This is a genomic window from Occultella glacieicola (assembly GCF_004353825.1).
In the GTDB taxonomy this organism is placed as follows: Bacteria; Actinomycetota; Actinomycetes; order Actinomycetales; family Beutenbergiaceae; genus Occultella; species Occultella glacieicola.
Genome location: NZ_SMNA01000004.1, coordinates 237,135 through 257,992, shown reverse-complemented (window position 1 = coordinate 257,992; position 20,858 = coordinate 237,135). Strand labels below are relative to the sequence as shown.

General features: G+C 71.4%; 19 protein-coding genes. 12 read left to right on the top strand and 7 right to left on the bottom strand.

Going from position 1 to position 20,858, the window contains the following annotated elements:
* Positions 1 to 13 precede the first annotated feature (13 nt).
* On the top strand, positions 14 to 1,234 hold the full coding sequence (gene manD, locus EXU48_RS09090) for a D-mannonate dehydratase ManD (protein WP_133107339.1): 1,221 nt from the start codon (positions 14 to 16) through the stop codon (positions 1,232 to 1,234).
* Positions 1,235 to 1,369: 135 nt separating this feature from the next.
* Here manD and EXU48_RS09085 read toward each other — a convergent pair whose 3' ends face one another.
* The 3 genes from EXU48_RS09085 to EXU48_RS09075 all read right to left on the bottom strand — a co-directional run bounded on the left by EXU48_RS09085 (position 1,370) and on the right by EXU48_RS09075 (position 5,345).
* Positions 1,370 to 2,035, bottom strand: a complete 666-nt coding sequence (locus EXU48_RS09085) for a Pr6Pr family membrane protein (protein ID WP_133107338.1) — start codon at positions 2,033 to 2,035, stop codon at positions 1,370 to 1,372.
* A 119-nt stretch (positions 2,036 to 2,154) separates the two neighbouring features.
* Entirely contained in the window at positions 2,155 to 4,554 is a 2,400-nt protein-coding gene (locus EXU48_RS09080; RefSeq protein ID WP_133107337.1) for an MMPL family transporter, read from the bottom strand.
* Positions 4,555 to 4,694: 140 nt separating this feature from the next.
* Positions 4,695 to 5,345, bottom strand: a complete 651-nt coding sequence (locus tag EXU48_RS09075; protein ID WP_133107336.1) for a TetR/AcrR family transcriptional regulator — start codon at positions 5,343 to 5,345, stop codon at positions 4,695 to 4,697.
* A gap of 249 nt (positions 5,346 to 5,594) precedes the next feature.
* Here EXU48_RS09075 and EXU48_RS09070 point away from each other — a divergent pair, with 249 nt between their 5' ends.
* From EXU48_RS09070 to EXU48_RS09035, 8 genes are all read left to right on the top strand, one after another.
* The gene (locus EXU48_RS09070; RefSeq protein WP_133107335.1) at positions 5,595 to 6,365 is read left to right on the top strand and encodes a DUF899 family protein; all 771 of its coding nucleotides are present in this window, start codon (positions 5,595 to 5,597) and stop codon (positions 6,363 to 6,365) included.
* 48 nt (positions 6,366 to 6,413) lie between these two features.
* On the top strand, positions 6,414 to 6,803 hold the full coding sequence (locus EXU48_RS09065) for a PPOX class F420-dependent oxidoreductase (protein ID WP_133107334.1): 390 nt from the start codon (positions 6,414 to 6,416) through the stop codon (positions 6,801 to 6,803).
* A 76-nt stretch (positions 6,804 to 6,879) separates the two neighbouring features.
* Positions 6,880 to 7,845: an ABC transporter ATP-binding protein gene (locus EXU48_RS09060; RefSeq protein ID WP_133107333.1), complete on the top strand. Its 966-nt coding sequence runs from the start codon at positions 6,880 to 6,882 to the stop codon at positions 7,843 to 7,845.
* Positions 7,842 to 8,642 (top strand): ABC transporter permease, encoded by an 801-nt coding sequence (locus EXU48_RS09055; protein WP_133107332.1) that lies wholly within the window; start codon positions 7,842 to 7,844, stop codon positions 8,640 to 8,642. Before EXU48_RS09060 ends, EXU48_RS09055 begins: the two co-directional genes overlap by 4 nt.
* Positions 8,643 to 8,672: 30 nt before the next feature.
* The gene (locus EXU48_RS09050; RefSeq protein WP_133107331.1) at positions 8,673 to 9,797 is read left to right on the top strand and encodes a sensor histidine kinase; all 1,125 of its coding nucleotides are present in this window, start codon (positions 8,673 to 8,675) and stop codon (positions 9,795 to 9,797) included.
* On the top strand, positions 9,794 to 10,402 hold the full coding sequence (locus EXU48_RS09045; protein ID WP_133107330.1) for a response regulator transcription factor: 609 nt from the start codon (positions 9,794 to 9,796) through the stop codon (positions 10,400 to 10,402). The genes EXU48_RS09050 and EXU48_RS09045 overlap by 4 nt, the downstream gene beginning before the upstream one ends.
* A 335-nt stretch (positions 10,403 to 10,737) precedes the next feature.
* The gene (locus EXU48_RS09040; protein ID WP_165962741.1) at positions 10,738 to 12,618 is read left to right on the top strand and encodes a glycoside hydrolase family 127 protein; all 1,881 of its coding nucleotides are present in this window, start codon (positions 10,738 to 10,740) and stop codon (positions 12,616 to 12,618) included.
* A gap of 69 nt (positions 12,619 to 12,687) precedes the next feature.
* A complete protein-coding gene (locus EXU48_RS09035; RefSeq protein ID WP_133107328.1) occupies positions 12,688 to 13,353 on the top strand; it encodes a hypothetical protein in 666 nt (221 codons plus the stop codon).
* 46 nt (positions 13,354 to 13,399) lie between these two features.
* Here EXU48_RS09035 and EXU48_RS09030 read toward each other — a convergent pair whose 3' ends face one another.
* On the bottom strand, positions 13,400 to 14,242 hold the full coding sequence (locus tag EXU48_RS09030) for a hypothetical protein (RefSeq protein WP_133107327.1): 843 nt from the start codon (positions 14,240 to 14,242) through the stop codon (positions 13,400 to 13,402).
* Positions 14,243 to 14,519: 277 nt separating this feature from the next.
* Here EXU48_RS09030 and EXU48_RS24730 point away from each other — a divergent pair, with 277 nt between their 5' ends.
* From EXU48_RS24730 to EXU48_RS09020, 3 genes are all read left to right on the top strand, one after another.
* Positions 14,520 to 14,732: a hypothetical protein gene (locus EXU48_RS24730; protein ID WP_207947671.1), complete on the top strand. Its 213-nt coding sequence runs from the start codon at positions 14,520 to 14,522 to the stop codon at positions 14,730 to 14,732.
* Positions 14,733 to 14,795: 63 nt separating this feature from the next.
* Entirely contained in the window at positions 14,796 to 16,253 is a 1,458-nt protein-coding gene (locus EXU48_RS09025) for an ABC transporter transmembrane domain-containing protein (RefSeq protein WP_207947670.1), read from the top strand.
* Entirely contained in the window at positions 16,250 to 17,998 is a 1,749-nt protein-coding gene (locus tag EXU48_RS09020; RefSeq protein ID WP_133107326.1) for an ABC transporter ATP-binding protein, read from the top strand. The genes EXU48_RS09025 and EXU48_RS09020 overlap by 4 nt, the downstream gene beginning before the upstream one ends.
* On the opposite strand, the gene EXU48_RS09015 is transcribed toward EXU48_RS09020, so the two are convergent.
* The 3 genes from EXU48_RS09015 to EXU48_RS09005 form a co-directional block, all read right to left on the bottom strand.
* Complete coding sequence (locus EXU48_RS09015) at positions 17,984 to 19,141, bottom strand: phosphotransferase enzyme family protein (RefSeq protein ID WP_133107325.1); 1,158 nt, start codon at positions 19,139 to 19,141, stop codon at positions 17,984 to 17,986. The genes EXU48_RS09020 and EXU48_RS09015 overlap by 15 nt on opposite strands.
* A gap of 233 nt (positions 19,142 to 19,374) precedes the next feature.
* On the bottom strand, positions 19,375 to 19,608 hold the full coding sequence (locus EXU48_RS09010) for a hypothetical protein (RefSeq protein WP_133107324.1): 234 nt from the start codon (positions 19,606 to 19,608) through the stop codon (positions 19,375 to 19,377).
* Positions 19,609 to 19,682: 74 nt separating this feature from the next.
* Complete coding sequence (locus EXU48_RS09005) at positions 19,683 to 20,786, bottom strand: sialidase family protein (protein WP_165962740.1); 1,104 nt, start codon at positions 20,784 to 20,786, stop codon at positions 19,683 to 19,685.
* Positions 20,787 to 20,858: the final 72 nt, after the last annotated feature.

Below are 20,858 nucleotides of genomic sequence, written 5' to 3'. Positions count from 1 at the left end.
CCGGAAGACCACCATGAAGATCGTCGATGCGAGCGTCATCGTCACCTGCCCCGGCCGCAACTTCGTCACGCTGAAGATCACCACGGACGACGGCGTCACCGGGCTCGGTGACGCGACCCTGAACGGCCGGGAACTCGCCGTCGTCAGTTACCTGCGCGACCACGTCGTGCCGCTGCTGATCGGCACCGACCCGCACCGGATCGAGGACACCTGGCAGTCCCTGTACCGCGGGGCCTACTGGCGGCGCGGCCCGGTGACCATGGCCGCGATCGCCGCGGTCGACGTCGCCCTATGGGACATCAAGGCGAAGGTGGCGGGACTGCCGCTGTACCAGTTGCTCGGCGGGGCCTCGCGGGACCGCGTGCGCACCTACGGCCACGCCAACGGCGCGTCCGTCCCGGAACTGTTCGACTCCGTGCGGGCGCTGCAGGAACAGGGCTATCAGAGCATCCGGATCCAGACCGGAGTGCCCGGACTCAAGGCCGTCTACGGCGTGCACGCCTCCGGCGCCCACCCGGAGAACGCGACCCGCCTGGACCAGCGCGCGCTGCCCTCCGTCGAGGACTGGGACACCGGGGCGTACCTGCGGCACATCCCGGACGTGTTCGAGGCGGTGCGCAACGAGTTCGGTCCAGACCTGCCGCTGCTGCACGACGCCCACCACCGGCTCACCCCGATCCAGGCCGCCCGCCTCGGCAAGTCGCTCGAGCCCTACGACCTGTTCTGGCTGGAGGACTGCACGCCGGCGGAGAACCAGGACGGGCTGCGCCTCGTCCGTGAGCACACGACCACCCCACTGGCCATCGGCGAGGTGTTCAACACGGTGTTCGACTACCAGACCCTCGTCGGCGAGCAGCTCATCGACTACGTCCGTTCCGCCGTCACCCACTTCGGCGGGGTGTCGCCGTTGCGGAAGCTGTTCGACTACGCGGCCCAGCACCAGATCAAGAGCGCGATCCACGGCCCGGAGGACATCTCGCCGGTGGGCATGGCCGCCGCGATCCACCTCGACCTGGCGATCCACAACTTCGGGATCCAGGAGTACTCGGGCCACACCGACCTCACCAACGAGGTGTTCCGGCACGCCTACACGTTCTCCGACGGTCATCTGCACCCGGGCGAGGCGCCCGGCATCGGCGTGGACCTGGACGAGGAACTGGCCGCGGCCCACCCCTACGCGCAGGCATACCTGCCGACCAACCGACTCCAGGACGGCACCGTCCACGACTGGTGACCCGCCGCCCCTGACCCGCCCGGCGCCCACCCGCCGAGGAAGTCGCCACGCCCTCGAGACCGCCCGCACCGACGGGCGGTCTCGAGGGCTTCGTACCTTCCTCGGCGGAATACAGGGCTCAGCAATCCGGAAGGGTCAGGCCGGCCCCGCCACCTCGGGCACCGACACACCGCCGGAGTCCCGGCGGCGCCGCTGCAGGCGGTTGCCGGACCAGATGACGAGCGCAGCGCAGGCACCGAAGGCGACGGCCACCACGAGACTCATGACGGCGACCATCCCGTAGCCCTGCTCGCGCGGGTCCAGGAACGGATACGGATACCAGTCCACCAGGGCGCCCCGGACGAGGCTGTAGACGAGGTAGGCGATCGGGATGAGCATCCAGGCGAGGAGGTGCTTGGTCGTCAACCGGGTCCGCGGAGGTGCGACCAGCCAGTCCACCAGCACCAGGACGGGTACCACCATGTGCAGCACGACGTTCGCGTAGGCCGGTGTCTGCACCTCCACACCGAGCAGCAGCGTGTTGGCGACGACTCCGGTGAGGAGCAGGAACGTCACGGCTGCCCCGCGGACCCCATCCGGAACCGGCCGCACCAGCGACACCGCGAACAGGACGGCGGCGAACACATTGCTGAGGATCGTGAAATAGCTGAAGTGGTTCGCCGGGACATAGAGGTCCCCGGTCACGACGATGAGGTAGATCTCGGCACTGATCACCAACGCTACGACGAGCACCCGAACACCGATGCTGACCCAGGACCGCCAACCGCCGGGCCGATCGGTCGGTTCGTTCGCTACCGTCATGGTGCTCCTGCGCTCGAGCGGCATCGGACCGGCCCGCATGCAACGGCTCGGCCGGGCCAGCGTCGCAGAGGCGGCAACCGGGCCGCAACCGTCTGGGAGGCCCCGTGCGGGGCACTCCCTCAGCCCGAGACCGCGGCGCCTTCGCGCTCGGAGCCCGCTCCGCCGTCGGCGGCCTCGGACCCGGCCGGGATGTCGGACGCCTCGGCGCCGTGACCGTGGCGCCGCTCGAGCTTCGCACCCTCGACGTCCACGTCCGGAAGGATCCGGTCCAGCCAGCGCGGCAACCACCAGGCCTTGTCCCCGGCGAGGTGCATCAGCGCCGGGATGATCAGCATCCGCACCACGAACGCGTCGACGAGCACACCGAACGCGAGCGCGAACCCGATCGGCCGGATCATGGCACTGTGGGAGAAGACGAACCCGCCGAACACCGAGATCATGATGATCGCGGCGGCGGTGACCACGGTCCGGCCCGCCCGCACGCCCTGCACGACGGCGACCCGCGCCGGGGCGCCGTGGGCGTAGGCCTCGCGCATGCCGGAACCGAGGAACAGCATGTAGTCCATGGCCAGACCGAACAGGATGCCGACCAGGATCGTCGGGAGGAAGTTCAGGATCGGGCCCGGGGTGTCCACGCCGAAGACGGGGGCCAGCCAGCCCCACTGGTAGATCGCGACCACGCCGCCGAGGGCCGCGAAGTAGGACAGGATGAACCCGAGGGTGGCGATCACCGGCACGAAGATCGAGCGGAACACCAGGATCAGGATGATCAGGGAGAGCCCGACCACGACGGCCAGGTAGATCGGCAGGGCGCCGGCCAACTTGTCCGAGATGTCGATGTTGCCGCTCGCGGAGCCGGCCACGCCGATCTCGTAGGTGCCCTCGAGCGGTGACGCCGCCCGCAGGGTGTGCACCAGGGTCTCGGTGGACTCACTGGTCGGCCCGTCGGCCGGGACCACCTGGAACGCGACGACGCCGAAGTCCTCGGAGGTGCCGATCGGGGCGACGGCGACCACGTCGTCCTGCGCGAACAGGGCCTGGCCGACCTCGACCTGGGCGAGCATCGCCTCCTCCTCGGTCGTCCCCTCGGGCAGATCCGCGACCACCAGCAGCGGACCGTTGCGGCCCTCGCCGAACTCCTCGGCGATGGTCGTGTAGGCGCGGTACTGGGTCGAGTCCGAGGGTTCCGAGGAACCGTCGGGCAGATTCAGGCGCAGGTCCAGGGCCGGCAGGGCGATGATCACCAGGGCGGCGATCCCGATCACCACGCGGCCGATCGCACGGGCGGTGGACATCGGCTGGGGCGCGGCGGGGGCGGCCGGGGTGGCGCCGTTCTCGGTGCCGGCCGCCAAGGCGGCCCGCTCCTTGCGGGACAGGATCCGGGTTCCGACCAGGCCGAGCAGGGCCGGGGTCAGCGTCACGGCGATCAACACGGCGACCAGGATGCAGAACGCCCCGACCGTGCCCATCAGGCCGAGGAACGGGATCCCGGTGATGTTCAGCGCGAGCAGCGCGATCAGGACGGTCGCGCCGGCGAAGACCACGGCGTTGCCGGAGGTGCCGTTCGCGAGACCGATCGACTCGTGGAGGTCCTCGCCCTGCTTCAGCTGTCGCCGGTGCCGGTTGATGATGAACAGGGAGTAGTCGATTCCGACGGCCAGACCGAGCATGAGCCCGAGCACGGGGGTGACCGAGACCATCTCCACCACGCCGGACAGGGACAGCGCACCGAGCGCGCCGATGCCCACGCCGATCAGCGCGGTCAGGATCGGCAGACCGGCCCCGATGAGGGTGCCGAGCATGATCACCAGCACGACGGCGGCGACGAGCAGGCCGATCACCTCGCCGACCCCGAACAGCTCGGGGATGCCCTGGGTGATGTCGGCGGAGAGGTCCACGGTGACGCCGTCGATCGGTTCGTCGAAGACGGCCACGACGGCGTCCTTGGTCTCCTGCGGGATCGAGAACGCCGGGTCCTCGAACGCGATCGTGGCGAGCGCGGTGGCGCCGTCGTCGGAGACCTGCCGGGTCTCGGCGGCCATCTCGAGCAGGGCGGCGCCCATCTCGAGGCCGGCCCGCTGGGCCGCGAGTTCCGGCGTCTCGCCCTGCGCGGCGATGGCCTGGTCGAGTTGCGCCAGGCCCCCCTCGAGCTCGGCCTGCTGGGTGGCCCGCTGGGTCTCCGTGACGAACGGGTCGATGACGGCGGTGACGCCGTCGACCTCGGCCCCCTCGGCGAGCCGCTCCGCGATCTGGGCCTGCTGCTCCGCGGTGAACGCGGAGCCGTCCTCGGTCCGCAGCACGACCGTTCCGGTGCCGCCGGAGGCCTCGGGGAACTCGTCCGCGAGCCGGTCGGTGACCTCGGTCGTCGGGGTTCCGGGGATGGAGATGCTCGTCGAGAGGGTCCCGCCGGCCACCGCGAAGGCGCCGCCGGCCAGAACCAGGACGGCGAGCCAGACGGCGATCACGGTGCGAGCCCGGCGCGCGGCGAAGCGGCCTAGGCGGTACAGGAGTTCAGCCATGGGGTTTCCTTCGGCTCAATGGTTTTGCCGGGCGCGGGCCGCCGCCGGGTGGGCGGGCGGAACGGTCTCGGTTCGGTGGGTCGGTGGGGAGTGGTGTGGTCGTGATCAGCGGGTCGCGGGTGACCGGGTCCGCCTCGTGCTCATGCGAGAGGTGTGGAGGAGGCGCGGTGCCCGGTCCGGGTGGCGATGATGAGGCGCTCGAGCAGGTCCGACCAGACGCGTCGGGACTCCGAGTCCACGGCAGCCCCGGTGGCCTCGAACCAGTACCGGTGCAGCACGACCAGCCCACCGAAGAGCGCGCTGACCATGAGGTGGATGTCGAGCAGGTCGGTGCCGGGATGACGCGTGGTGAGTTCGTCGGAGAGCCGCTGGCTGACGTCGGTGAAGGCGCTCAGCAACATCACGGCCTGACGCGGGGACGGGTCGCCGGGGTCCTCCATGCCGATCACCCGGGTCAGGTAGGCCATCGGCGGTACCAGGTCGGTGGCCCGGAGCACGTCGGCGAGTTCGTCGAACATGTCGACGGCGCCGGTCGCCGGCGGGCGGACCATGAACTCGTCCAGCACGCCCTCGAGCACCTCGCTGCAGACGGTCGTGACGACGTCGTCGATCGAGTCGAAGTGGTTGAAGATCGTGCGCCGGGAGACATCCGCACGCGCCGCGAGCTCGTCGACGGTGAACGTGGCGACGCCCGTCTCGTCGATCAGCACCGCTGCGGCGTCGATGATGGCGCGCCGGTGCCGCGCCTTCAGCGCGGTACGGCGGTCGCCGTCGGGAGGGGTCCGAAGCACCTTCTTACATTAAGTGCACCGATGCACTCAGTGCAACTACCTGCGGACGCGAGGTCTGTGACCTTGCCCACGCATCTGGCGCCGGCCCGATGCCCAACTCTGCCGCGGCCGCCGATGAGTTCGCGCGCGACAACCGGTCTGTCCCCGGTGAGCCCGGACGGGCCGCCGCGTTCTGCCCACGAGAGTCCACTCGTGCCCACGAGACCTACTCGTGCTCACGAGAACAGACGAGAACCAACGGAGGACCACATGACCACCACGCCCCACCACGCGAGCGGCGCCCGTCCGGCGGTCGTCGACATGGACTCCTGGCAGTCCGCCCGGGACGAACTCCTGGTCCGCGAGAAGGCCCACACCCACGCGGGCGACGACCTCGCCGCGGCCCGTCGCCGGCTGCCGATGGTCGAGGTGGACGGCAGCGTCGAGGTCACCGGGCCGGACGGCCCGGTCCCGTTCCTCGATCTGTTCGAGGGCCGCGACGAGCTCCTGATCTACCAGCACATGTGGCACGACGGCGCACCCCACCAGGGCCAGTGCGAGGGATGCACCGTCGCCGCCTGGCATCTGAAGGACGCCGCCTATCTCAACGCGCGCGGTGTCTCACTGGCCATCGTGACCACGGGTGGGTGGGAGGAGGTGGCCCCCTACGTCGCGTTCATGGGCTACACCCAGCCCTGGTACTCGGTGCGGGATGCTCCGGCCCCGATCGGTGGCGAGATGGGCAACCTCGCCTGCTTCCTTCGCGACGGCGACCGGGTGTTCCTCACCTACTCCACAACCGGCCGTGGCAACGAGATCGCCGGCCCCTTCCACCTCCTGGACCTGACCCCGTACGGCCGCGGCGAGGCGTGGGAGGACAACCCCCAGGGCTGGCCGCAGGGGCAGCACGCGTGCTGGTACTGGCGCACGGACGCCGACGGGAACTCCACCTGGGACGGCACCAGCCGTCCGGTGCCGCAGTGGACCCGACCCGGCGCCGGCCCGGTGGCGACCCTCGGCCGGACCGGTCACCACCACTGAACCGGCCGCTGCGCCCGAGGTCGCCGCGCCACGTCATAGGCTGGCGAGATGGCAGAGATTCCCGCAGACCTGACCGACCTCCTCGAGAACGCCAACGTCGGGCACCTGGCCACGGTGCGCCCGGACGGCTTCCCGCAGGTGGAGCCCATGTGGTTCCTGTTCGAGGACGGCGTCCTGAAGTTCACCCACACCACCAAGCGAGCGAAGTACCGCAACCTGCAGGGCAACCCGGGGATGGCGCTCGTGGTGCCGGACCCGGCGGACCCGTACCGGTTCATCGAGGCCCGCGGCCGGCTCACCGAGGCGGTGCCGGACCCGACCGGCGCGTTCTACCAGGTGCTCGGCGCCCGTTACGGCACGCCGGACACCCCGGCCCCGCCGGACTCCGCGGACCGCGTGATCCTCGTGATGTCGATCGAGAAGGTCATCCGCAAGTAGACGCCTGACATATGTCACGCACCGATCGTGACGACCGGCGTAGGCGCCCCGCCCGGCGGCGCCGCACGCTGGAGGCATGACCGAAACGACCACACGACCGACAGCGACGCTCCCGACCCGGCGGGCCGCCGTCGGCCTCACCGGGGTGACCAAGGACTTCGGCCAGGTGCGCGCCGTGCGCGGCATCGACCTGGAGATCCATCCCGGCGAGGTGGTCGCCTTCCTCGGCCCGAACGGCGCAGGCAAGACGACCACCATCGACATGATCCTCGGGCTGAGCGAGCCCACCTCCGGCGAGGTCCGGGTGCTCGGGCTGGCGCCCCGCCACGCCATCGCCCGCGGCCTGGTCTCGGCGGTCATGCAGACCGGCGGGCTCCTCAAGGACCTCACCGTCCGCGAGACCGTCGCCTACACCGCCAGCCTCTTCGTGGACACCCGTCCGGTCGCCGAGGTCCTCGCGACCGCCGGCATCGCCGACATCGCCGACCGCAAGGTGGGCCGGTGCTCGGGCGGCGAACAGCAGCGACTGCGGTTCGCGATGGCATTGCTGTCGAACCCGGCCCTGCTGCTGCTCGATGAGCCGACCACCGGCATGGACGTCGAGGGGCGCCGCGCGTTCTGGAACTCGATCCGCCGGGACACCGACACCGGGCGCACTGTGCTGTTCGCCACCCACTACCTCGAGGAGGCCGACCAGTACGCCGACCGCATCGTGCTGATCAGCCAGGGCCGGATCGTCGCGGACGGCAGCGGCGCACAGATCCGGGCGCTCGCCTCGGGCCGCACCGTCCGGGCCTCGGTGGGCCGCGTCGACACGACGGCGATCGCGGCGATCGCGGGCGTCGACTCGGTCAACCTGACCGGCGACCGACTGACCGTCCACGCCGGCGACAGCGACGCCGTCGCCCGCTACCTGCTCGACCGGACCGACGCCACCGACCTCGAGATCGTCTCGAAGGGCATCGAGGAGGCGTTCCTGCGCCTGACCGGCAGTTCCGACAGCAGCGACAGCAGCGACAGCACCGATGGGAGCCCACGATGACCACCTCGACCGCACCTCTGCCCGACTCCTTCGACCCGGACACACGCCGGGTGCCGCCACTGGGCGGCTTCAACGCCACCATGCTCGGCATCGAGCTGCGTCGGACCCTGCGCAACCGCCGCACGATCATCTTCACGCTGGTGTTCCCGATCGCGCTGTTCCTCGCGTTCGGCGGCCAGGAGGAGTGGAACACCACGGTCGGCCGCGGGAACGTCGCCGCGTACGTGATGGTCTCGATGGCTTTCTACGGCGCCGCGCTCACCGCGGCGTCGGCCGGCGCCATGGTCGCGGTGGAGCGGGCGCAGGGCTGGTCCCGACAGTTGCGGCTGACGCCGCTGAGCCCGACGGCGTACATCCTCACCAAGGCGCTGCTCGCGCTCACGCTCGGCGCGCTGGCGATCGGAGTCGTCAACATCGCGGGCGTGGCCCAGGGCAGGCCCTCGATGGACGTCGGCACCTGGATCGCGAGTGCCGTCCTGACCCTCATCTGCACGCTCGTGTTCGCGGCGCTCGGCGTGTTCGTCGGCTACCTGGTGCCGAGCGAGAATGCGATGCAGATCCTCGGTCCTGGGCTCGCCCTGTTCGCGTTCCTCGGCAACGTGTTCATCCCGATCACGCAGGGCTCGCTGATGTGGCACATCGCGTCCTTCACCCCGATGTTCGGCGTGGCGGAGATCTCCCGGTCCGTCCTGACCGGCGACCTTCCCTGGTACGCCGTCCTGAACGCGGTGGCGTGGCTCGGGATCTTCGTGGCCGGAGCCGCGTGGCGGATGAGCCGGGACACCGCCCGGGTCTGATCGGCGGCGGCGAGGACTACGGTGACGGTCGTGACCGTCGAACGTGCCCCCGGCGACGCCCGGACCGGCCCCCGCCGGTGGGGCGTGCTGTTCGCCGCGGTCTGGCTGTTCTACCTGCTCAACCCGCTGGAGGTCGCCTGGAGCCGGCGGGACACGGTGGCCGGGTGGGTCGGCCTCGTCGCCACGGTCGCGTTCGCGGCGGTCTACCTGACGATCTTCCTGGCCCTGCGGTTCCGGCGCCGGCCGGGTGGGCCGTTCCGGCCCTTCGAACACCGCACGACGGCGGCCGCGGCCCTGGCCGTCGAGGTCGCCCTGGCCGTGGTCATCTGCCTGAGTCTCGGCCAGATCGGCACCGCCACCGCGGTGTACCTGGCCGTGATCGCCGTCATGTGCCTACCGGGCTGGTGGGCCTGGGCCGGCGTGGGCGCGATCCTGGCCGCGACGTACCTCGCCACGCTCCTGGTGCCGGGCTGGGAGGTGGACCGTGGCCTGTTGTTCGGAACCGGCGTCGCCGCGCTCGCCATCTGGGGGCTGACCATGGCGATCAACCGCAACATCGAACTGCTGCGGATCCGCGAGGAGAACGCCCGGCTCGCCCTGGAGGAGCAGCGCAACTCCTTCGCCCGGGATCTGCATGACATCCTCGGCCACTCACTCACCGTGATCACCGTGAAGGCGGAACTCGCGCAGCGCCTCCTGCCCCTCGATCCCGAGCGCGCCGGCGCGGAACTGGCCGACGTGGAACGGCTCTCCCGGGACGCGCTCGCGGACGTGCGCCGGACCGTGACCGGCTACCGGGACCTGACCCTGACCGGTGAACTCGCCCGCGCCCGGGCCGCCCTGCGCGCTGCCGGCATCCACGCGGACCTGCCCGCGTCCGTCGATGCGGTCCCCACCCGGCTCCGGGACCTGTTCGCCTGGACGGTCCGCGAGGGGGTCACGAACGTGATCCGGCACAGCCACGCCCGGACCTGCACCGTCACCCTCACCGCGGACACCGTCGAGATCGGCGACGACGGTTCGGGCGCGCCGCAGCCGGACGCCACCGACGGGCACGGCCTGCGCGGTCTGCGCGAACGGGCGGCGGCGGTGGGCGCCCGGGTCAGCACCGAGTCGACGGCGTCCGGGTTCCGGCTCCGGGTGGTGGCCCGGTGACGATCAGACTGCTCCTCGCCGACGACCAGTCGCTCGTGCGCGGGGCGCTGGCCGCCCTGCTCGGCCTCGAGTCCGACCTCGAGGTCGTCGCCGAGGTGGGCTCCGGCGACGAGGTGCTCCCGGCCGCCCGGCGGCACCACCCGGACGTCGCCCTGCTCGACGTGGAGATGCCGGGGATGGACGGCATCACAGCCACCGAACGGCTGCGCCGCGAACTGCCGCAGGTCCGCGTGCTGATCGTGACCACGTTCGGTCGGCCGGGCTTCCTGAGCCGCGCTCTCGCCGCGGGGGCAAACGGTTTCGTGGTCAAGGACACCCCGGCCGCCCAGCTCGCCGATGCCGTCCGGCGCGTGGCTGCCGGGCTGCGCGTGGTGGATCCGGCGCTGGCCACGGACAGCCTGGTCGAAGGGCACTCACCCCTGACGGCGCGGGAGACCGACGCGCTCCGGGCCGCCCGCGACGGATCGTCGGTGGCCGTCATCGCGGGCCGGCTGTTCCTGTCCCAGGGAACAGTGCGCAACCACCTCTCGGCCGCGATCGGCAAGACCGGTGCATCGAACCGGGCCGAGGCGGTCCGGATCGCGGAGGACCGCGGGTGGCTGTGATCCCGCGGACGTCCGCGAGCCCTCAGACGAACAGTCGACGGCACGCCCACCGGCATGGGCAGATCACCCCATCGCACCCGGGCGGAGGAAGGACTACCTTACAAGTGGCCGGTGCGAGTCTCATCGGGGGATGTATCAGGACGCCCGCACCGGCCTCTTCATGGATGTCCGTTCCCGACGGGGGCGGGTTCGGCGCTCCGGCGCCGGGTGAAGCAGACTGCCGGGCGTGGTGGTGACGGGCCGCCACGCCCGGCGTCTGCTCTCGCCCGTCGATCCATGATGGACTTGGGGCCATGGAGCCGACCCCGACCCGAGCCCGCCGGATCCCTGTGAACGTGAGGGACGTCGTCGTCCAGGACCCGTTCTGGGGACCCCGCCAGGAACTGCTGCGGACCCGGACGCTCGCCGCCCAGTACGACCAGCTCGTGGCGACCGGCCGGCTGGGCGCACTCGCCCTGACCTGGACGCCGGGGTCCGAGGAGCCGACACCCCACCCGTTCTGGGAGAGCGACATCGCCAAGTGGCTCGAGGCGGCCAGTTACGTGCTCGGCACCCACCCGGACGCGGCGCTGGAGGCGAAGGTCGACGGTGTCATCGCCGCTCTCGCCGGCGCGCAGGGCGAGGACGGCTACCTGAACGTCTACTTCACGGTGGTCGCGCCGGGTCAGCGGTTCACGGATCTGCGCGACGCCCACGAGCTGTACTCCGCCGGGCACCTCATCGAGGCCGGGGTCGCGCACCACGAGGCGACCGGCCGGACCACGCTGCTGGTCGTGGTCACCCGCCTGGCGGACCTGCTCTGCCGGGAGTTCGGCCCGGGCGGAGCACACCACGGCGGGTACTGCGGGCACGAGGAGGTCGAGCTCGCGCTGGTCCGCCTGTACCGGGTCACCGGCGAGCGCCGCTACCTCGATCTGGCGCTGACGTTCGTGGACGCCCGCGGCACCCAGCCGCACTATTTCGAACTCGAGCACGGTCGGCGCGGCACGCCCGGGTTCTTCGGCGAGCACTTCCCCCAGCGCGAGCAGCGCCGTCGGGAGTTCGAGGAGTACAACCAGTCGCACCTGCCGGTGCGGGAGCAGACCGAGGTGGTCGGGCACGCCGTGCGCGCGATGTACCTGTACAGCGCCATGGCCGACCTCGCCGCGGAAACCGGCGACGACGGTCTGCGCGCCGCCTGCGAGCGGCTCTGGACCCATCTGACCACCCGTCGGATGTACGTCACCGGCGGGATCGGCGACTCCCGCCACAACGAGGGCTTCACCCGCGACCACGCCCTCCCGAACGAGACCGCCTACGCCGAGACCTGCGCCTCGATCGGCCTGGTGTTCTGGGCCAGTCGGATGGCCGGTCTGACCGGACGGGCAACCTACGTCGACGTCCTCGATCGTGCCCTGCACAACGGCGTGATCGCGGGCGTCAGCGCGGACGGGCAACGGTTCTTCTACGAGAACCCGCTGGCCTCGGACGGCACCGTCGAGCGCGCGGACTGGTTCGACTGCGCCTGCTGCCCGCCGAACCTGGCCCGGCTGGAGGCGTCCCTCGGCTCCTACATCTACGCGACCTCCCCGGACGCGGTCGCGGTCGACCTGTACATCGGCTCCACCCTGACCGCCGACGTCGCCGGCGCCCGGATCCGGCTCCGGCAGGAGACCGCCGGGCCGGGTGCGGACCGGGTCGTCCTGAGGGTCGCCGCCGCCGCGCCGGCCACGTGGTCCCTGTTGCTGCGGGCGCCGTCGTGGGCGCGGTCGGTCTCGGTGGGAGTGAACGGCGGACCGCCCGACGGCGTCGCCCCGGTGGGCGCCGACGGTTACGTCAGGCTTCGGCGGGAGTGGGCCGACGGCGACACCGTCGAGATCAGGTTCGAGGTGGACGTGCGGCGGGTGCACGCGAGCACGCTCGTCGCCGCCGACGCCGGCCGCGTTGCCCTCACCCACGGGCCGTTCGTGTACTGCCTCGAGGGCATCGACCTCGACGTGCCCGCGCACGCCGTGGTCCTCGGTGAGAGCACCCCACAACCGCGAGCGACGCCGTCGGGCGTGGTGCCGGACCTGGCCGGCCCGGCCTGGGGCGAGACCCGTGGCCGGGCCGACCTCGACGCGCTGTACTTCACCGAACGCGCGCCGCGCACCGAGATCGCGGTGACGGCGGTGCCCTACCACTCATGGAACAACCGGGGCAGATCCACGATGGCGGTCTGGCTGCGGGAGGCGTGAGACCGGGGTGTACGCAGACTCCTCCCAGACTTGTGTGCTTCCATTCCCCCTTCGGATCGAGGGAGGACCATGCGCCTGAAGGCGTTGCTGCTGATCTGGCCGGGCCTGGCGCTGCTCTGGCTCGGCGTCGCCGTGCTGCCCTGGGGGCGTGAGTCGGTCGATGACGTCAGCACGCTCGTGGACGTCGGGGATCTGCTCACACGCCTGCCCGACGTGCTCGGCTCCTCGTTCCCCGAGCCGCTGGCCTACCTGCAGTACGGCTTCCTGTTCCCGCTCGTGCTGACATCCCTGTTCGCGGTCGGACTACCGGCGCGCGCCCGGCCGGTCCGCGTCCTGGTCGGCATCGCCTACGTGGCTGCCGCGGCCCTCGCGCTCGCATCGGCCATGGAGCTCTGGTCGGGCCTGGACCGGTACCTGGCGGTCGGCCCGCCGTGGACCCGGACGGGCCTGTTGGTGCTCGCTGCGGCCATGCTGGTGACGGCGCTGGCGATGTTCGCCGACCAGGTGTGGCCGGTCGCGGGACTGGTCGGGCTGGTGGCGCTCGCCGGCGCGGTCTGGACCGCGCACGTGGTGATCACGCTCTGGCGGGATGGCGGCGGTGTCGAGGGTGTCGACCTCGGCACCGGCGTTGGCCTGCCGGGACCGGGTTCGGTGGCCGTGGTCGTCGGCTATCTGCTGGCCAGCGCCGGGGCGTTCATGGTCTTCACGCGGCGGCAGCGCCGGCGGCGCCGCTGAGCGAGAGTGCCGAGGTGGCTGCCACTCCAGCACTCTCGACGACGGATCACCGCTGACAGCCGGCGACCCCCGGCGGCAGCGCCCTGATCGCGAGGTTGTGCTCGGACACGTCGAGGTCGTTCTCGAGCACGTAGGCATAGAGGGTGGCCGCGTCCGCCTCGACGATCACGGCGCAGCCGGCGCCGGTGAGCAGGTCCGCCGGAGGCGCGGCCAAGGGCCAGACGAAGTCCGCGTCGACGGCTCCGTCGCCGTCGATCTGCAGTTCTGTCACCGGCAGGGTCCCACCGGCCACCACGACGTTGGCGTCGAGGAAGTCCGTCAGGGCGACGATCCGGTCCCGGACCCGACGCTCGGCCCAGGACAGCCCGGAGGTGTAGCCCGAGTCGTGCGCGTAGACGTCGACGTCGGCGACCGACCCGCCGTCGGTGTAGTGGAAATGGGTGTCCGGCATGTCGGTGACCTGCACGAAGCCCGGCTCGGGGTCATCCCACAGGGCGTCCTGGGCGAGCGTGTGGAGCCGGTCGAGGGCGCACGAGTTCAGGTACCCGGCGGCCCAGGAGCCCACGGCGCCGCCCTGGTACGGCCCACCGGCGTAGCGCGGCAGCATGGCGGCCGCTGCCCCGGTGAGCGCGGACGCGGTCGCCTCGTCGTGGGTGGCGACATTGCCGTCGGCGTAGACCACCAGCACCAGGTCGCTCGTCGAACCCCGCGCGATGGTGAGGATCGGCGCGGTCTCGCCCGCCGCCGTCGACGGGGGGCCGGCCTGGGCGCAGGCGACCGGCTCATCGGGTTCCAGTCCGAACCAGCTGCACCCGCTCAGCATGGTCGCCACGAGTGCGATCGTCCCCATCGCGGCTCCCACCAGCCGCGCCCTGTGCGTACTCCCCATGTCCGGCAACCTAGTCAGGGTTCGCGCCGGCGCGAACCCTGGCCCGGAACTTTGATCCGATCGTTATCGGGTCGCCCGGGCGATCAAGGGCTCAGTCGTCGATCAGTTCGAGCAGGCAGTTGGTGATCCGCCAGCTCCGCACCGTCATCTGCTGGAATGCCGGGCATCGCCATGAGCCGTTGGATCCGGGTCCTGGTCGCGACCGCGGCGACGCGGGAGAAGTAGAGGCGAGGTTCGCGGATGCCGCTCGGCGTCGGGCTTGTGCTTGGGTGGTGACATGACGAGTCCCGCCGACGCCGAGCAGCGGGCTCCGACATTCCGAGGGCCGTGGTCGTACCTGGCGTGGCTCGTGCTCCGGCAACGCCGGAGGGTGGCTCTGGGGGCGTTCCTCGGCACCGTCTGGATGGTGGGCCTGGTATTCCCGCCGTACCTGCTCGCGCGAGCCGTCGACAGTCTCGCCGACGCCGACAGGGGTGCGGTGTTCGCGTAGTCGGCGGCCCTGGTCGGCTCGGGTGCGGTGCTCGCCTGGTTGGGCATCTGGCGACACCGGACGATGACGAAGGTACGCATGGACGCCGCGTTCCGGACGGTGACGACGCTCGCAGCACAGTCGATCCGGCTCGGCGCCGCCCAGCAGCGGCGAGGCCGCGCCGGAGAGGTGGTGGCCATCGGGACCGTCGACGCATGGACGCTCGGCCGCAGCCTCACGGTGACCGGGCCCGGCGTGGGAGCCGCCGTCGCGTATGTGGTGATCGCGGTACTGCTGTTCCAGATCTCGACGCTGCTGGCCGTCGTGGTCATCTGCGGTGTGCCGGTCCTGGCACTGATCCTCGGGCCAGCGCTCGGCCCGTTGCAGGCGGTCGGTGCGCAGTACCGCGCTCAGCAGGGCGCACTGACCGGCCGGATCGTCGACATCATCGACGGACTGACCGTGCTCAACGGTCTGGGCGGCAAGGAGGTCTATGCCGACCGGTTCCGGCGGGCGTCCCACGAGCTGCAGCACCAGGGCTACCGGGTCGGGCGGGTCACCAGCCTGATCCAGGCGACCGCCCTGGGCGTGCCGACCCTGTTCGTGGCCGTGGTGGTGTGGTTGGCGGCGCGGCTGACCGTCGAGGGCGAGATCTCCATCGGCGAACTGGTCGCGGTCTTCGGGTATGCCGCCCTCCTGGTCGTCCCGGTATCGTCCTTCATCGAGGGCGCCGTCGATCTCAGTCGCGCGCTTGTCGCCGGCCGCCGGGTGACGGACTTCCTCAGGCTGCAGCGTGGCGACGGCGTCAGGCCCGGGGCGGTGCCGGCGCACGGCGATCTCATCGACTCGGTCACGGGCCTCGAGGTCGCAGCGGGCGCCTTCACCGTGATCGCCACGTCGCGGCAGGCCGATGCGGTGGCGCTGGTCGACCGGCTCGGCGGCCTGCGCCCGGGAGGGACCTGGCACGGTGAGCCGATGGCCGAGATGGGTCCCGGCGAGCTCCGTCGCCAGGTCCTGGTGGCCGACAACGACGCGGAGCTCTTCGCGGGGACGGTCGGCGAGGTGGTGGCCGGCGCTCACGACGTCGATGAGGACGTGGTCCCGCATGCCCTGCACGTCGCTGCGGCGGACGATCTCGTGCACGCCCTGCCGGACGGTCTGGAGTCGAGGATCGACTCCCACGGGAGCAACCTCTCCGGTGGTCAACGGCAACGACTGCGGCTCGCCCGGGCGGTCCTGGCCACGCCGAGGGTGCTGCTGGCGGTCGATCCGACCTCCGCCGTCGATGCCGCCACCGAGGCCAACGTCGTCGCGCGACTGGTCCGGGCGCGTCGGGGCCGCACCACGGTGGTCACCTCGACGTCGATCCTGATGCTGGCGGAGGCCGATCACGTCCATTTCGTGGCCGGCGACCGGCTGGTCGCGAGCGGCACTCACGCCGGCCTGATCCGTGACGAGCCCGCCTACGCGGCTCTCGTCCTACGTGGGGAGACCACCGATCCGGACAAGCCCAACAAGCCCGACGAAGGCGAAGCCTCGTGAGTGCGCCGCTCCCGATCGCGACTCCCGCCGAGGTCCGCCGCGCAGCGGCCAGTCTGGTCCGCGCGGATCGAGCCACGTTCGCCGCCGTCATCGGCACGAACTGTGCCGCGGCCGCGGCGGGGCTCCTCGCCCCGTGGCTGGTCGGACAGATCGTCAACGGCGTCCAGGCCGGCCATGGGCTCGCCGAGATCGACCGGCTCGGCCTGCTCGTGGTGCTGGCCGCCGTCGGGCAGTTCGCTCTCGGCTACCTCGCCCGCTATCTGGGATACCGCTTCGGTGAACGAACGGCCGCGCGCCTGCGCGAGCAGCTGACCTACAGGCTGATGCGGCTGCCCGCGCGCACGGTGGAGCGGGCCGGAACCGGGGACCTGACCTCGCGGGCCACCACCGACGCCGGACTTGTCGCCACGGTTCTGCGTGATGCCGCGCCGGAGGTGCTGTTCGCGCTGATCCAAGCGATGATCGTGCTGACCGCGCTGCTCCTGCTCTCACCGGTGCTGGGCGGGGTGGCATTGGTCGCGCTGCTCGCGATCCCGCTCGTGCTGCGTTGGTACCTGCGGCGAGCGCGCCCGGCGTACCTGGCCCAGAGCGCATCGCATGCCGAGGTCGCCGATGCGTTGGCCACCACGGCTGCCGGCGCTCGCACGGTCGAACTCCTCGGGCTGCAGGAGCGTCGTCGGAGGGCCTGCGCAGACACCGTGGCCACGGCCACCACCGCCCAGCTCCGGACGCTGCGACTGCGCACGGTGCTCTTCCCGACCATCGACGTCTCGACGGCGCTCGCCGTGGGCGCCGTGTTCTGTGTCGGCGGTCTGCTCTACCTCGATCAGGCCATCAGCCTCGGCGCCGTGGTCGCCGCCACCCTCTACCTGCGCCAGCTGAGTGGACCGATCGACACGATCATGATCTGGGTCGAGACGCTGCAGAGCAGCCTGGCCTCGTTCGCGCGCGTCGAAGGTCTCGGCGCCGAGAGTGAGCGGACCCCCGCACCGAGCGCGCCGTCACCGGTCGACGAGCGCATCGTGATCACCGATGTCTACTACGCCTACGGGGAGACCGGCGATGTGCTCGAGGGCGTGAGCCTGGACGTGCAGGCAGGTGAGCATCTCGCGATCGTGGGCACGTCCGGGGCCGGCAAGACCACGCTCGGGCGCCTCATCGCCGGGATCGACCGCCCGCGCCAGGGGTCGGTGACCGTCGGCGGCGTCGAGACCGCGAACCTCCCAGCCTCCGAACTTCGCAACCATGTCGTGCTCCTCACGCAGGAGCACCATGTCTTCGCCGACTCCCTGCGCGACAACCTCACGATCGCGGCGCCGCACGCCGGCGACGACGACCTGATCGCCGCGCTCCACGCGGTCGGCGCCGACTGGGTGGACGAGCTCCCGGAAGCGCTCGACGCCGACCTGGGCGGCCACGAGCTCAGCGGCGCTCACGCCCAGCATGTCGCTCTCGCCCGCGTGCTTCTCGCGGACCCGCACACCATCGTCCTCGACGAAGCCACCGCACTCCTCGATCCCCGCGCGGCCCGTCACACCGAACGCGCGCTCGCTGCCACCGCCCAGGGCCGTACGGTGATCGCCGTGGCCCACCGGCTCCACACGGCTCGCGACGCCGACCGCATCGCCGTGATGGACGCCGGCCGCCTGACCGAGCTCGGCACCCATGACGAGCTGTCCGCGGCCGACGGTGCGTACGCCGCGCTCTGGCGCGCGTGGACGGGCCGTCCGTCAGGGCTGGATTGACCGGTGCGGCGGGTCGCTCAGTGCCGCGACCACTTGCGCTGCCAGGTGCTCGGATCGTTCCGGACGGTGGAAGCCGTAGCCTCCGTCGTCGTCCAACAGGGGCGTCTGCCCGGCACGCACCGCCTCCCGGTACTCCAGGCACGCCAACCACAGCGGTCGGATGTTGAGCACCGCCGGCAGCCGGTCGACCTCCTCGTCGGTCAATGAGACGTGCTCGCGGTAGCCGTGCATCACGGCATCGACGAAGTCGGGTCGACCTTCCGAGGCCGTGCGCAGCAGCCACGCCAGCGCCGGCAGTCTCGGGCCACGACCGGACCCCGCCCACCCGACGATGCTGAGCTCGCCGGGCACACCGACGGCGGCCCACGCGTGGAAGTTTCCGTGCGTGAATGCTTCGGGCAGACCCTCGGCGTCGTCTGCGGACTCGACGTCATCACGCAGTCGCTCGAACGTCGCCCTCCCCGCCGGTGCGACCCTGTCCTCGACGCTCACCAGGAACCGCATCGCAGCCACGAGGTCCTGCCGAGGCCGTCCGACGTGGAAGCCGCCGTCGTGTTCCTCCGAGCCGCCGTCACGGGCAGCTGCGCCGCCAACCGGTGGCAAGTTGTGCAGCCGGCCCAGCAGGCTCCCCAACTCGTGGAGCACCTCGGGCGAGGTCACTCGACCGTGGGCGTCGGTCGGCCGCCCGCCGGCGATGAACGCGGTCAGCAGCACTCCGCTGCCGTCGATCACCGAGACGGCGTCGTCGACCGCGGACCGCTCGGCGGGGAAGCCGTGATCCGCGAGGAAGCGGAGGATCTCGGCGTCCTCCTGTACGCGGCTGACCCGGTCGGCCGGCGACGAGAACACCCGGGCGATCCAGGGGGCTCCCCGCTCGCGCTCGACGATCAACGTCGAGGGGTAATGGCCGGGCCAAGAGCCCCGAGGCCGCGTCCTTGGGTCATCGTCGATCGGCAGCATCGAGGTGATGCGGATCCCGTACCTCGACTCCAGGCGGACCGTCAGCGCGTCCGGGTCGAAGGGCCGCGTGTCGGCGAACGGCCGACTGATGTCCTCCAGGTCTGCCCGCGCCTGGGTGTAGCGCTGCCCGGTCCTGCGTGCGTGATCGCGAACCGCGCGCTTGAAACTGCCGCTCTTCGTCATGACAAGCCCTCCTCGACGTGCCTTCGCCCCAGCTGCACGGCACTCGAAACAGGCTCGACTCGACTTGACCGACCTGAGGGCAGAGATCCCCTTCACCCGGATGAGGATCGGCTGGGACGAGTCCTCACGGGCTGGGCGCTGGTCGACGCCTGTCCCTGATGCTGCTCGCGATCCCCACGCCTGTCAACCAGGGTCCGAGCCACCCTCGTTGCACCAACGACCGCTTCCCGGCATCAGCAGGCGGCGTCGCGGCGGCTCGACCGTCGCGGTGCCTCGACCGGCGCCGCATGACCCGGCTCCTCATGGCCTTCGCGCTCGATGCCGACACCTTCGCCGAGCGCGCCCGCGACGTAGCCGAAGCGATCCCCGACGCCGACTTCATAAAGCTGGCCGGACGTGGGCACGCCGCTCCGATGAACGATCCGGACCGGGTCTGGCCGCCTGTGCTCGAGTTCCTGCAGCAGCATCACACCGATCGAACGGCGCGGGGCGGATAGCACGTACCGTCCCTCAGCGATTCCGGTGACCGCCTCGACGGGCCCTACGGCGTCGCGATCCTGGCGAACCGGATCGTGTCACGGGCGTCGCCGTCCGGGTGGGCGCCCGTCTCGTAGAGGATCCCGACGGCGCCCGGCGCCAGCACGGTCAGATCCGAATAGCCGGCCCGGTCATCGCTGAGCCGCTCGGCCTCCGACCAGGTCGCCGCATCGTCGTCGCTGCGCCAGATCGTCATGGTGCGGCGGGTGTCCGGGTCAACGGGGGAACTGAACAGGATCGGGGTGCCCGACGGCGCCGGCTCGCCGACGGGGGCGACCCGGACGACCGAGCCCTGGATCCTCGGGGTGGTGATCAGGTCGGGCACCCCCGCGAACGGGCCGTCGAAACTCTCGCCACCATCGAAGGAGACCGCATGCTGGCGGGTGAGCGGTGCGTGGGAGTTCTGCCGCGCGAACGCGTGCAGCCGGCCTCCCGACGTCTCCACGAGGCCGAGTTCCTGCGGGATGTCCTCGGGGTCGGCACCCGTGCTGCAGGCCCCGCGGAACCACGTCCCGCCGGCGTCGTCGCTGCACAGCAGCCCGCCGTAGCGGGCGCCGTCGACGTCGTAGTTGATGCCGACGACCAGGCGACCCGCATGCGGGCCCTCGACGAGTTGCCACCCGTGCTGCGGCCCGGTCGCGAACCAGCCCACGCCGTCGGGCAGTACGTGGGAGATGTTCCGAGCCGGTGTGAACGTCATCCCGTCGTCGTCACTGACCTGGGCGAACGGGGTCCGCGCCCGCACTCCCGCGGGATTGTGACAGCTGAGCAGTGCCACCCGGCCCGCGTGCGGGCCGCGGGCGACGACCACCGGCGCCGGGTTGCCGCGGGTCGCCTGCCCGTCCGGGCCGGTGAGCCCGGAGTCGTCCCGGCCGGCGCCGCGCAGCAGGACCTGCAGCGGCCCCCAGGTCTGGCCGCCGTCGGTGGAGCGGCGCAGGACCAGGTCGATCGGGGCGGCGTCGTGGCACCAGGCGTCCGTGTGGATCGCCGGCATCCGGCCCTCGGCGAACGCGAGGAGGGTGCCGGCCGGGGTCCGCACGAGGGCCGGGATCCGGAAGCACTGGTAGCCGTGGGTATCGCGTTCGAAGACGGTGATGGGCGCAGGCACGTGAGGGGCTCCTGAGGCAGGGGGGTTCGAGGATCGGCGGAGTCGGGTCGGGTTCATCGAGAGATGGTTCGG

What these genes read in the sequence shown, in the direction of transcription:
- EXU48_RS09085 (WP_133107338.1), bottom strand. Translation starts at nt 2,035, where the DNA reads ATGACGGTAGCGAACGAACCGACCGATCGGCCCGGCGGTTGGCGGTCC.
- manD (WP_133107339.1), top strand. Translation starts at nt 14, where the DNA reads ATGAAGATCGTCGATGCGAGCGTCATCGTCACCTGCCCCGGCCGCAAC.
- EXU48_RS09065 (WP_133107334.1), top strand. Translation starts at nt 6,414, where the DNA reads ATGGCAGAGATTCCCGCAGACCTGACCGACCTCCTCGAGAACGCCAAC.
- EXU48_RS24730 (WP_207947671.1), top strand. Translation starts at nt 14,520, where the DNA reads ATGACGAGTCCCGCCGACGCCGAGCAGCGGGCTCCGACATTCCGAGGG.
- EXU48_RS09070 (WP_133107335.1), top strand. Translation starts at nt 5,595, where the DNA reads ATGACCACCACGCCCCACCACGCGAGCGGCGCCCGTCCGGCGGTCGTC.
- EXU48_RS09035 (WP_133107328.1), top strand. Translation starts at nt 12,688, where the DNA reads ATGCGCCTGAAGGCGTTGCTGCTGATCTGGCCGGGCCTGGCGCTGCTC.
- EXU48_RS09010 (WP_133107324.1), bottom strand. Translation starts at nt 19,608, where the DNA reads ATGCTGCTGCAGGAACTCGAGCACAGGCGGCCAGACCCGGTCCGGATC.
- EXU48_RS09060 (WP_133107333.1), top strand. Translation starts at nt 6,880, where the DNA reads ATGACCGAAACGACCACACGACCGACAGCGACGCTCCCGACCCGGCGG.
- EXU48_RS09030 (WP_133107327.1), bottom strand. Translation starts at nt 14,242, where the DNA reads ATGGGGAGTACGCACAGGGCGCGGCTGGTGGGAGCCGCGATGGGGACG.
- EXU48_RS09080 (WP_133107337.1), bottom strand. Translation starts at nt 4,554, where the DNA reads ATGGCTGAACTCCTGTACCGCCTAGGCCGCTTCGCCGCGCGCCGGGCT.
- EXU48_RS09025 (WP_207947670.1), top strand. Translation starts at nt 14,796, where the DNA reads ATGACGAAGGTACGCATGGACGCCGCGTTCCGGACGGTGACGACGCTC.
- EXU48_RS09055 (WP_133107332.1), top strand. Translation starts at nt 7,842, where the DNA reads ATGACCACCTCGACCGCACCTCTGCCCGACTCCTTCGACCCGGACACA.
- EXU48_RS09015 (WP_133107325.1), bottom strand. Translation starts at nt 19,141, where the DNA reads ATGACGAAGAGCGGCAGTTTCAAGCGCGCGGTTCGCGATCACGCACGC.